The sequence below is a fragment of the Methanoregula sp. genome, assembly GCF_028679125.1.
In the GTDB taxonomy this organism is placed as follows: Archaea; Halobacteriota; Methanomicrobia; order Methanomicrobiales; family Methanospirillaceae; genus Methanoregula.
The window spans coordinates 51,932-64,101 of record NZ_JAJRCG010000012.1 but is presented as its reverse complement, the minus strand read 5'-3'; the positions used below and the strand labels follow the sequence as shown (position 1 = coordinate 64,101).

The 12,170-nt window shown below is 46.6% G+C and carries 11 protein-coding genes; all 11 read right to left on the bottom strand.

Translation table 11 applies throughout. The features are described from left to right. A partial coding sequence (locus tag LUQ43_RS09255; RefSeq protein ID WP_299966630.1) for a class I SAM-dependent methyltransferase occupies positions 1-1,825 on the bottom strand: 1,825 nt, incomplete at its 3' end. A 91-nt stretch (positions 1,826-1,916) separates the two neighbouring features. Next, entirely contained in the window at positions 1,917-3,629 is a 1,713-nt protein-coding gene (locus tag LUQ43_RS09250) for an ABC transporter ATP-binding protein (protein ID WP_299966637.1), read from the bottom strand. Positions 3,630-3,667: 38 nt separating this feature from the next. Then, entirely contained in the window at positions 3,668-4,450 is a 783-nt protein-coding gene (locus LUQ43_RS09245; RefSeq protein ID WP_299966627.1) for an ABC transporter permease, read from the bottom strand. 99 nt (positions 4,451-4,549) lie between these two features. Continuing rightward, positions 4,550-5,521 carry a glycosyltransferase family 2 protein gene (locus tag LUQ43_RS09240; RefSeq protein ID WP_299966625.1) on the bottom strand — a complete coding sequence of 324 codons (972 nt, stop codon included), beginning with the start codon at positions 5,519-5,521 and terminating at the stop codon, positions 4,550-4,552. Between the two features lie 277 nt (positions 5,522-5,798). Next, positions 5,799-6,506 carry a sugar phosphate nucleotidyltransferase gene (locus LUQ43_RS09235; protein WP_299966622.1) on the bottom strand — a complete coding sequence of 236 codons (708 nt, stop codon included), beginning with the start codon at positions 6,504-6,506 and terminating at the stop codon, positions 5,799-5,801. A gap of 1 nt (position 6,507) precedes the next feature. Continuing rightward, a complete protein-coding gene (gene rfbD, locus LUQ43_RS09230) occupies positions 6,508-7,335 on the bottom strand; it encodes a dTDP-4-dehydrorhamnose reductase (protein ID WP_299966619.1) in 828 nt (275 codons plus the stop codon). Then, positions 7,311-8,276, bottom strand: a complete 966-nt coding sequence (gene rfbB / locus LUQ43_RS09225) for a dTDP-glucose 4,6-dehydratase (RefSeq protein WP_299966616.1) — start codon at positions 8,274-8,276, stop codon at positions 7,311-7,313. The genes rfbD and rfbB overlap by 25 nt, the downstream gene beginning before the upstream one ends. Positions 8,277-8,299: 23 nt before the next feature. Beyond that, the gene (locus LUQ43_RS09220; protein WP_299966613.1) at positions 8,300-8,776 is read right to left on the bottom strand and encodes a dTDP-4-dehydrorhamnose 3,5-epimerase family protein; all 477 of its coding nucleotides are present in this window, start codon (positions 8,774-8,776) and stop codon (positions 8,300-8,302) included. Between the two features lie 72 nt (positions 8,777-8,848). Beyond that, entirely contained in the window at positions 8,849-9,928 is a 1,080-nt protein-coding gene (locus tag LUQ43_RS09215; RefSeq protein WP_299966611.1) for a glycosyltransferase, read from the bottom strand. 17 nt (positions 9,929-9,945) lie between these two features. Then, on the bottom strand, positions 9,946-10,998 hold the full coding sequence (gene gmd, locus LUQ43_RS09210) for a GDP-mannose 4,6-dehydratase (protein WP_299966608.1): 1,053 nt from the start codon (positions 10,996-10,998) through the stop codon (positions 9,946-9,948). Positions 10,999-11,062: 64 nt separating this feature from the next. Beyond that, complete coding sequence (locus LUQ43_RS09205) at positions 11,063-12,064, bottom strand: GDP-mannose 4,6-dehydratase (protein WP_299966605.1); 1,002 nt, start codon at positions 12,062-12,064, stop codon at positions 11,063-11,065. Positions 12,065-12,170 lie beyond the last annotated feature (106 nt).

The following is a 12,170-nucleotide window of genomic DNA, read 5'->3' as shown; positions in this document are numbered from 1 at the left end:
GACGTAATTCTTCAAGTTCGGAACCCAGTTGTTTGATTTGAGTATCTTTCACATCACGTTGAGCCGTCATGGCCTCATAATGAAGACGTAATTCTTCAAGTTCGGAACCCAGTTGTTTGATTTTGGTATATCTATAATCACATAATTGATGTGCCTCGACATCAATCTGTAAATTAATATTTGTTCCTGAAACAAATGATTGAAAAATCTCTTCGGAATGCAAATTCTTTATTAATCGATCATAAGAATACTGAGGATAAATTATCCGAATAGAATCTATAATAAAGTCTGACTTTTGTATATCTTTTATAAAAGGAGTAAGAAAATCATATAATGCAAATAAGTTCCTGAATAGGATATATTCGGCAGTTATCGGCTTTTTTGATTTCCATTTGCGATCAATGAAATGCAATTGCTTATCTGATGTAATGATTAAGTTCCAAACGGTAAAATCAATTGCTTCACCTTTGATGAACGGATATCCTTCATCGTCTGTCTTACCGATTGAGAATTGAGAAATTAAATTTTCATATAATATATGTAATCCATGCTTAAGTTGAAAATCTGGATTGCTTTTAATTATGTCGATATAAAAATAATAAATTAAAGCTTCTCCAATCTCCAATTGATTTTCTTTTAGATTATATTCGAAATCATTATCCATGTAATAAGAGATGCCCCCAAACTGGGGATTTCGGTTTACAACATATTTAGCATCGCGACAAACCATTCTCTCTTCTTTGAGTAGTGTGATATCATGGGTAAATTTCGAATCCAACTTATTATTACAATGATACTTTTTTATCAGCCAAGGCGGATCCAGTTTTTTTGTATTGGTTTTTGTTGCCAGAATCACAAATGAATTTGAAAAATGCCATAATAATCCAGAATTTGTAATATTTTTCAAAAACAAAAATTCTTGAAACAGGTAATCTCGCACACCAAAATAATCTTCAAATGGTGTCCGAATCCAGTTGTATGGATACAATGAAAGTACTTCCGGATTTTCCGGAATAATTGTCTCAGTCATCTTATAATCCGGGAAGACATGATAAAACTGGGTATGCTCAAATCCCGTTTGGGACAACATCGATTCCATCTCGTTCCGGCTGAATGTAATTGGTGTCTTATCCGGGTAACCGATGATGCCTTCGAACTCTCTTCCAGTATGATCCTCCTTGCAGCCGGAGAAGTATTTTGCGCCAAACTTGTTTTCGATGGCTATTAAGAGAATCCCGTTCTCTTTTAAGGAACTTTTTAATCTGGTCAGAATGGCCGTACAGGCATCTTTTGGATTATCGTGATTATTATCGTAAAGGGGTATGTACTCAAGTGAACCGATCAAAGTAATGATATCATATTTCTTATCAAAGTCCGTAGCGAGAACGTCCCCACAATAGACTGTTACGTTTTCCAGATCCCTTGTCCGGTACCGGGTGATACCCGCCCGTTGAGTATTTCCTTCCAGTGCGTCAACGCTATGAAACTTTTCTCCAAGCCACCGGGTAATGGTTCCGCATCCCGATCCGATTTCCAGTACATCAGCGTTTTTGGGAAGAACTACTTTTATCGCTTCAAGAAAATTGATCCTTTTGTTTGAGAAATGATATCGGGTAGGCCAGTCTTTGATGTATTGTTTGAATTCAGGGGAATGCGATGACAGGTCTTTTACTTTCTTCATTGATTCTAAAATATATGCTTCCCCACCATCATGGTATTCGATGGTGATATTATCTGGATGTACATAGATCGCATGTTCCTGATCAAAAACAAACTGACTGTTTTTTTTTAATGGATACTCTTTTTTTGAAGATGGTGCTTCCATATTTTATTTCCCCGTGTTTTTTGTTAGGACCTATAAATGATGATAGGAATAATCTGGTCTACCTGACTTTTGTATGATATATTAACTTGAATCATATTTGAATTTCTTTTACCGATGATTCAAGATCGATAATCCCCACCATGGGATCTCGTTTTTCGACCCGGAAGATAAGACTGTCATAACGGCGATCCAACACTTCAATTTCGTTATTGGAGCGTACGATAACAAGACCGGCATTGATCGAGTACGTCCCCGAATTGATTTTTAGGGACTGTAAAAATTCCACTATATATGGCCGATTTCTTTTTTTATTACTCAGATCCAACTGCTGCCATTTGGTATTGGTCCCATAGATATCACAGAATTTATTTTTAACCGTACAACCAATGGTCAGATTATCTGGGATATCCTCATGAAGTAAAAAGTGGATCCTGACAATGGCGATATCCCCTGCATTAAAACAATTAGTGTGATTGAGATTTGCATCCATCAGCTCCACTCGGGTGATCACCCCTCGTTTGTTTCCAAATCGTTCTTCACCTGATGTGAAAGAATCGGATAATGAATTCTCTGAAAGAGTTGTATTTGTGTTATTGATTATCTCTTTCATCCTTGCTATTGCCATCCATCCCCATGCACTCCAACAATAACTCAGATCATCCCCGGAACCCGAAGTAATCATCCCCAGAGAAACCGTCCTCCCGGCAAATTTCTCCAGTGGTAAAACAAAATTATGCCACCCTTTATCTCCAATATTCCGCTTGGGCTGGAGCATACGGGAAAATATATTCTTACTCACCCCATCACACACAATCTCAATATCAAATTTCACACCCTGTGGAATCTTGTCCCAGGCAGCAGGGAGAATCCCGATTGCAAACGCAAGCGAAGATCCCGTCCCGACAGGAATGGTGTAGGTGATCTTTGACGGAGGGGGTGCAAAAATTATGTGACGGGGAATGGACTGGATCTCAACTGTTTGTAGCTGGACCGGGATCCCCTCAGCACTCTCAATTTTTGCCTCAGAAAGATGCTGGACAAAATCATACGCGGTCTCGTATTCCTCCCCCGGAACCTCTCCGTGTTCGATCAGATTCCCTTCGCTGTACGTCCGTTCCCGTTCGGCAATCAGGGCGTAGTACTTGTTCACCACGGTATTCGGATCCCCCCGCTCGATGATCCGCCCTCCATCCAGCAGCAGTGCGGACGTGCAAAGGTTCCGGACCGCTTCCGTATCGTGACCCACATACAGAATGGTTTTTCCTGCTTCCTGCATCTCGCGGATCTTCCGGAAACACCGGTGCTGGAAGATCGCATCACCGACCGCAAGCGCCTCGTCCACGATCAGGATATCGGCATTCACATTCACCGCAACGGAAAATGCGAGCCGGACGATCATACCGGAGGAATAGGTGCGGAGGGGTTGATCAATAAAATCCCCAAGTTCGGAAAACCTTACGATCTCGGCGAAACGCTCATCGACGTCCTCTTTTGACAGCCCCATGATCGAGCCGTACATATACACATTGTCCCGCCCGGAAAATTCCGGGTGGAAACCGGATCCCAGTTCGAGAATGGCCGAGACTTTCCCGTTTATCGCAAAGGATCCTGCACTCGGCTCAAGAACCCCGGCGAGGATGCTCAAGAGGGTACTCTTTCCTGATCCGTTCTGCCCGAGAATCCCGAGCGTCGTTCCGGCGGGAATCTCAAACGTGATGTCCTGGAGCGCCCAGAAATCAGTATGCCGGGTGAGCCTGCCGGCACTCAGGTACTCCAAAAACCGCCCGCCCGGTGACGGGAACATCTTGAACTTTTTTCCCAGTTGCTGAACAGATATCGCATTCACAGGAGCTCACCGAACCCGCGTTTAGTTTTCTTAAAGAACCAGATACTTGCGATGAAGAGCACGACCGAAAATATTACGAATGGCACCAGGATACTCAGGTCAGGAATTTTCCCGTAGAACAATGCATCCCGGTAGATCTCCAGCATATAATATGCCGGATTATAGGTAACGATCCACTGAAACCCTGCTGGGATCAGGTTTACCGTATAGGCAATCGGTGTTGCCCAGAACCAGATCATAAAGATCGCCCCCAGCATCTGGGGGATATCCCGGAAATAGACCGCCGCGCTTGAGAGAAAGAATGCCAGTGCTAGGGTAAACATAATCTGCAGGATAATGGCAAGCGGCAGCAGGAGAATAAAGATCGTCGGGACGCCTTTCAGGATCAAAAACAGCACAAAGAAAATGACAAGGCCGATGAGAAGGTCCACGCATTCCGACAATGTCACATAGATTGGGAAAATTTCGCTGGGGAACGGGACTTTCTTGATATAGTTCTTGTTATTGATGATAGAACCGGCCGCCCTCGAGACCGAATTCTGGAACGCCGTCCACGGCAGGAACCCCGCGGCAAAGTACAGGGCAAAGTCCCAGATATCCGTATCCCCGGGAAGACGGACTTTCAGGAAAACTCCGAACACCAGAATGTAAACAACAAGGGTGATGATTGGATTAATTATCGACCAGTACAGCCCTAGGAGAGACCCCACGTATTTCTGGGAGATATCCCTCTTGATAAAATTCCAGATAAGTCCACGGTATTCAAAGAGTGAGGTCATTCTGATATTTCCGTTTGTGAATAGTATCTGTATCCGCTTTTCATAAAACGATCCCCTTTTCGCATTTTTTGAGAGATCGTATCTTGTAAAAAAATGCAGTTATTTGACTTTAGGAATGGCACTCCACATCAGAATCCATCTTTCAATAGCATCAACCGTTGTTCGTCTTTTAATAGTCTGACGTTTCCGGAATATCATACGAAGTCCCTTTAACATATCGATCTTTGCCTTGATGATTGCACGCCCCTTCCCATGAAGAAGGATGTAATACGGAAGATCTGCACAGTTTCTGCCAATGATCCACGGACTCGATAACAACAGAGTCTGTGAGGGAAAATTTTTCACAACATACCAGACAAGATTCCGGTTCCCATAATAAATCGAAATATCCGATTTGAATCCAGTCGTCCCCCCATGAATATGCACCACCCGGGCCATCGGCACATACCTGCACTTCCACCCGGACAACCGGGCACGGAACGCAAGATCAACATCTTCCATAAAGAGGAAAAAATCCTCATCAAAGAGCCCGATCTCTTCTAACATCGAACGCCGATAAAGCGCCGCCCCGGCACAGGGTCCAAAGACTTCCTCCGCGGAATCGTACTGTCCGCGATCCGGCTCGCCCCCACCCCGGTCCCACGCAGCACCGCTTCGCGAAATGCAGATCGCTGTGGAGTTGATCCTGCCATCGGGAAAAATCATCTTTGAAGCGCACATCCCAACGGAAGGATCCGACATCATGGGTTGTACAAGTTCTTCGATAAATCCGGGAGAAACTATTGTGTCGTTGTTCAACGTGAGAATATATTCCCCGTGTGCTTCCCGGATACCTGCATTGGAACCCCCGGCAAAACCGAGATTTTCTTTCTGGATGAAAATTTTCACGTGCGGAAAATGCTCCTGGACGAATGCAACACTGCCATCATGGGAGGCGTTGTCGACCAGTATTACTTCAAACGGGGAATATGTCTGCCTCAGGAGCGAGCTGAGGCAATCCTGTAAAAATCGGTTGCCATTAAAATTCACGATGATTACGCTGACCAGGTTTGTGCGATGATCATCAGACATAGTATTCCTTTTATACGGAGAGAGTGTGGTGGGACATCTCTTTACCCTTGTGTTTTAGTAAGAAATTATTGTGACCTGTTCTCGCATGCATTCTCTATTAAGGGTATCTTTTGAGGGTATTGTTACAGGGAATTTATTTCTCGGATGATGAGGTTATAACATTGTCAGTAATTCCCCAGCGAGCCAAGTGATTTTATTGATGTATATGAAATTTACTTTTATGGATCCCACGGATGGTTGAACCATCAGTATAAGTGGTTCAATCATCTCCGTATTTCTACATACTGTTTTTCTGCACGAGAACGCTCGCCCGGAGTAGACTGTCAAAGGTCCCGGCATCCGACCAGAACCCATCCAGGATCCCATACGTCATCATACCCTTCTTCAGATAGGCATTATTTACATCGGTGATCTCGAGTTCACCACGACCAGAGGGTTTCAGCGTCCGGATGATGGAGAACACATCCGCATCATAGAGATACAGGCCGGTAACGGCATAGTTTGATTTCGGCTGTTTGGGTTTCTCTTCAATCGAGAGGACTCGGTCTCCTTCAAGTTCGGCAACTCCGAACCGCTCGGCATCCGGAACCGTTTTTAAGAAAATCTTCGCCCCTTCTTTGAACGAAGCAACATCGTTCTTCACGTCATCCTGGAAGATATTATCCCCAAGGATAACCGCAACCGCATCCTCGTCAGCCCATTTCTCTGCAAGCCCGAGCGCCTGGGCAATCCCCCCGGCTTTCTCCTGGATCTCATAGGTCAGACGCACACCAAAGTCCGCACCGGATCCGAGCAATTCCAGGAAATGTCCTGCATGCCCCCGGCCGGATACGATCATGATATCCGTGATTCCCGCATTCACCAGTGTCTGCAGGGGATAGTAGATCATCGGCTTGTCATAGACCGGCAGAAGGTGTTTGTTCGTTACTTTGGTCAAAGGAAATAATCTTGAGCCGGTTCCGCCGGCAAGGATAATGCCTCTCATATTAAATCGCCTCTTTTAAGTGTACATATTCTTTTACTGCTTCACTCCAGTGACGGAGCGGAGTTGTCTTCGAGTTCACCAGCACGGAAAATGCCGGCCTCTTTGCTTTCCGGGGAAACTCTGCGGTGGAACAGGGAACTGCATTCGGGATAAATGCACATGCAAACTCGTACCAGCTGCAGACGCCATCGTTGGTAATATGGTAGATCCCGGGCTCCCGGGAAATAATCTCCGGTGTCTTCCGGGCAAGATCGACCGTATATGTCGGCTTTCCAACCTGATCGTTTACCACTTTGACCTGTGGCATCTGTTTGGAAAGCGAAAGAATCGTGTCAACAAAATTCTTCCCATGAGGTCCGAAAAGCCAGGCTGTTCGGATGATACGGTAATTCTTCGTATTTTTTTGTATTGCCAATTCACCCAGCAGCTTTGATCTGCCGTACGCGCTGAGGGGGCCGGGTACCTCATCTTCCCGGTAATCCATCCGGCTGCCATCGAAAATATAATCCGTACTGTAGTGGACAAGGATTGCCCCGGTTTCAGAACACGCGGAAGCCAGATATCCCGGTGCGTCACCGTTTACTGCATTTGCCAGATCCGGGTTATCCTCGCATCCGTCAACGTCAGTATATGCCGCAGCATTGATCACAGCTGATGGCCGCTCCTGGAGAATCACTTTTCTCACCGAAACCGCATCCGTTATTTCCACATCCCGGTGTCCAAGGAAAGACGCATCGGGAAAAACGTTCATGAGTGCATGGCCGAGCATCCCGTTTGCGCCAAAAATCAGAATGGTACGTGAATTTACTTCTTCTTTAATGGCTGCCACCACCACTCGTTCTGACGGTACCAGGTGACCGTCTCAAGAAGAGCATCCTCAAAGGAATACCGGGGCTTCCACCCCATCTTCCGGAGTTTTGAACAGTCAAGAGAATAGCGGAAGTCATGCCCTGGACGATCGGTCACATACTCCATCATGGACTCATCTTTCCCAAGAAGTTCGAGGATCTTGTTGGTAATCTCGAGGTTTGTCTTCTCGTGACCGCCTCCGATATTGTATACCTCGCCCGGAACGCCGTGGCCCAATAAAAATTCCACGGCACGGCAGTGATCGTTCACATGGATCCAGTCCCGGATATTTTTTCCGGTCCCATACACCGGGACTTTCTTCCCTTTAACGAGATTCGTGATGAAAAGCGGGATAAGTTTCTCCGGGAACTGGTAGGGTCCGAAATTATTCGTGCACCGGGTAACGATGACCGGAAGATGGAATGTCGTGTAATACGAGAGTGCAAGTAAATCCGATCCGGCTTTGCTCGCCGAATAGGGGCTGGATGGTGAAAGGATATCCGTCTCTTTGAATGATCCCTTCATAATGCTCCCGTAGGTCTCATCCGTAGAGATATGGATGAATTTTGGCACGGAATGTTTCCGGGCAGCTTCGAGAAGGGTGTGCGTCCCGAGGACATTTGTCTTCACGAATGCTGAAGGATCGGTTATGGAACGATCGACATGGCTTTCTGCGGCAAAATGGACGATCGCATCTACCGGGATTTTTTTGAGGGTTGCGTCAACCAGCGCCTGGTCGCAGATATCCCCCTTGATGAATGTATACCCCGGTTGTTTGTCGATTCCCTTCAGGTTATCCGGGTTACCGGCATAGGTAAGAACATCATAATTGATAATTTCCAGATCCGGATGCGCATCGAGCATATGTCGGATAAAATTGCTGCCGATAAATCCTGCGCCACCGGTGACAAGGAGTTTCATGGTACTTCTCTCCATATGCGGAGTTATCCGTGCTTCAGTCCCGGAATGAGTCCCCAGTCATAGGGAATTTCCGGTGAATCCGGAGGAAGACGGTACTCGTCAGGCTCTTTGTAGTTATACGGCATCGTGGGAATACTCATAAAAAAAGCAGTCTCGGTTCCGATCGCCTTGAAGCCATGATAGACCCCGGGGGGCACACTGATGAGGATCGGATTTTTCTCACCAACAAAAATTTCCATCAGTTCCCGGTATGTCGGGGAATCTTTTCGGGCATCGTATAATGCGACTTTCATCATGCCATGGACACAGGTAAAATTATCGGTCTGTATCTTGTGGTAATGCCATCCCTTCACAACATTGGGATAGGCTGTGGTGATATACACCTGGCCGAATTTTTCAAAAATAGGATCATCGCACCGCAGGATCTCCATGAGCCAGCCCCGCTCATCCGGAATAACCCGCAGGTTTTTTAAAATGACCCCTTCAATGGATTTTCCCATAGTGTATTGTTTGACGTGAGTACATAAAAATACTAATTACAAAAGAATCCGTTCAGTTCCACTTAAAACAAATTATACAATTCTTGAGATCTCATGTACCTTTTTACACAGTTTTTCTGCAAACACTGATATATCAAATTCCTGTGCCCTGGCGATACATGCATCATGATACTGATCCGGTTTTTCAGATATCCGGCGGATTGCAGAAACAATGGCCAATGCATCAGGATTTACCAGCGTGCCGGTATCAGGAGTTACGGTCTCCCGGAACCCCCCGGAATTCACGGCAACGACCGGCTTACCGCTCGCCATTGCCTCAAGAGGGGTGAGACCAAAGTCTTCGTCCTTTGCAGTGCAAATTATTCCCCGGCAGTGTGCAAGCAGGTTACGCAATTCCGCATCGGGTATTTCACTGAGAAATGATACGTTAGTCGGCATATCCGATTGAATTTGTTTTGCATACGGTGCTGAATGATCGCCTTGGGCAAAACCCCCGGCAATCACAAGTTTTTGTTCCGGCATGACCTGGAAACTCTCAATTTGCAATTCAATCTGTTTCTCCGGGTACAATCGGTTTACGGACAACCAGAAATTACCATATTCTGAAAAATAAAATTTTGATGAATTTATCGGGGGATAAATAATATCCGATTCCCGGTGGTAAAATTGCCGGATTCGCATCTGAACATTATGCGAATTTGCAACAATGTAATCGATATGCGAGACAGACCTCCGGTCAGCAATACGGAAAATCCATACATATCCCCGGAAAAACACCTGTTTGAAAAATGACAATCCTTCCAGAAAGGTTGAATAATTGTCGTAAAATGCCCTTACTGGAGTATGGCAGTACCACAGGTTTGGATGGTGCCGGTTCGAAGCATAATGTGCCCAGTTGCCACTGAAAATGAACAGGTCATAGTTTTGAGAAAAATTACAGAAATAAAATTTCAGTGTAGCGGAGATCTGCTTGAGCCCGGGAAATTTCACCGTCTTCCCCAAACTGATAACCCGAACGCCAGCATCAATCTTTTTTACCGCATCGGTATCGGTAGTGATGATATCCGCATCGAGGATCTTCGCCATCTCGATAACTACTTTCTCGCCCCCGCCAATGGCTCCGAAATAATCATGGAAGATGGCAATTCTCACGGTTCATTCCCGGGACCTTAGTCCCCTTTCCACCATTTCGTCGGGAACTTCTTTGCAATGATCGCATCGCCTTCGCCGGGCACTTCAAGGCCCGCGACCCGGAGGTCGGCATCGACCATGATCTTCACGAGATCGCCGAACTTTATCTGGGGTTTCCATCCAAGGGTCCTGTCGGCTTTACTGGCATCGCCACTGAGCACGTCAACTTCCGTGGGCCGGAAATATTTCTGATCGATCTTAACGTGCACATCCATATCCAGGCCGGCATACGCAAACGAGGCCTCCAGGAACTCCCTGACCGAATGTGTCTCCCCGGTGCCGATGACAAAATCATCCGGAACTTTTGCCTGGAGCATCCTCCACATTGCCTCCACGTACTCCGGTGAGAAACCCCAGTCCCGCTTTGCTTCCAGGTTCCCCAGGTACAGGTGCTCTGCTTTCTTTGCAAGGATGGCTGCGATCCCCCGGGTGATCTTCCGGGTCACAAACGTCTCGCCGCGACGGGGGGATTCGTGGTTGAAGAGAATACCGTTTGTGACAAACATATTGTATCCCTCGCGGTAATTCCGGACCATCCAGTACGAATAGACTTTCGCACAGGCATACGGGCTTCGCGGAACGAATGCGGTCTGCTCGTCCTGGGGGGGTTTGGCCCCGCCAAACATCTCGCTGGAGGATGCCTGGTAAAACTTGATGGGCAATCCACTCCGACGGATCGATTCGAGGATACGCGTGGTGCCAAGCCCCGTAACATTCCCGGTGTACTCCGGGATATCGAAGCTCACCCTGACGTGACTCTGCGCCCCAAGGTGGTAAACCTCATCAGGCTTGGTATTGTAGATGATATTAGCGATCTGTTCGGAATCCGAGAGGTCCCCGAAATGCAGGAAAAATTTGGCGCCGGATTCGTGCGGGTCGACATAGATGTGGTCAATCCTTGAAGTATTAAACGTCGATGCCCTGCGGATAAGGCCATGGACCTCGTAGCCTTTTGAAAGCAGTAACTCCGCGAGATAGGATCCATCCTGCCCTGTAATGCCGGTGATGAGTGCTTTTTTCTGGCGCGTCATGCAATCATTCCCTATTTTACTCTCAACATATTCAAAATGCAACAGATCACGAGTATTGTACCCGTCATTCAATTATTTTTCCGTGTGGCAATTCCTGCCGCATGCGAAGATCCCAGTAATGATACATGGACTCCAGGCTTTTCTCAAACGGGATCTCCGGCTTCCAACCCAGATCACGCCGGATCTTCTCGTTGCTGCCGATGATGCGGGGGTTATCGATCGGCCGCATCTGTGCCATCTCCTCATGTACCTTCACGTCGATTCCTTTCATAGCTGAAAGCAGGGTTATAATCTCATTAATGGTCCTGCCTGTACCGCTACAGACATTGTATATTTCACCGCGTTTCCCTTTCGAGAGGAGGAGATCATATGCTACCACGACGTCGTGAACATCAACAAAATCGCGCACAATGGAGCCATTACCAATATGAATTACCGGATCCTGGAGTCCGTGGGCAATCTTCACAAATTGTTTCACTATTGCGCTTACCACGAAACGGTCTGTCTGGCCGGGGCCGCAGTGGTTGAAGGATCGCGTGCAGCAGATATCGAGACCGTACCCATCCGCATAGATTTTTGCTAATTGCTCTTGGGCAACACGGGCAACGGCATACGGATTGGCAGGATGCTGGGGGGTCTCTTCAGAAAGGGGCAGGTTCTCTTCGGATACTACGCCATACTGCTCCGAGGATCCGATCGAGAGCACGCGGGCCCCGTTGTCATTGAGCCGGACCGTGTCGATAATATTTAAGAAAATATTGGTATTGTTCATGAACGAAAAGACCGGCGTTTTCCAGCTCTCTGCAACGGAACTCTGTGCGGCCATGTGGAGGATATAATCCGGCTGGACCTTTTCAAGAAATGATTTTATTTTGGGGATATCTAGCAGGTCAGCTTTGTGGAAATAGTGGTTTGTAAGAAGTTTCGGTCTGGCAGGAACAAAATCCCATGCCGGCTGCGAACGGCTGATGCCATGGATCTCGAGATCCTGCCGGTTACGCGTCAGGAAATCCACCATGTGGCCCCCGACAAACCCGCTGATACCGGTGATGAGGAGTTTCTTCATGAGTGCTCTCGGTGCATCAGAAAAATGAATGTACTCATCTCTTGTGTATTGAGAGGTGTCTTCATTTTTCAATACCATAAATATTATTTTTTTCTCACATGAACTT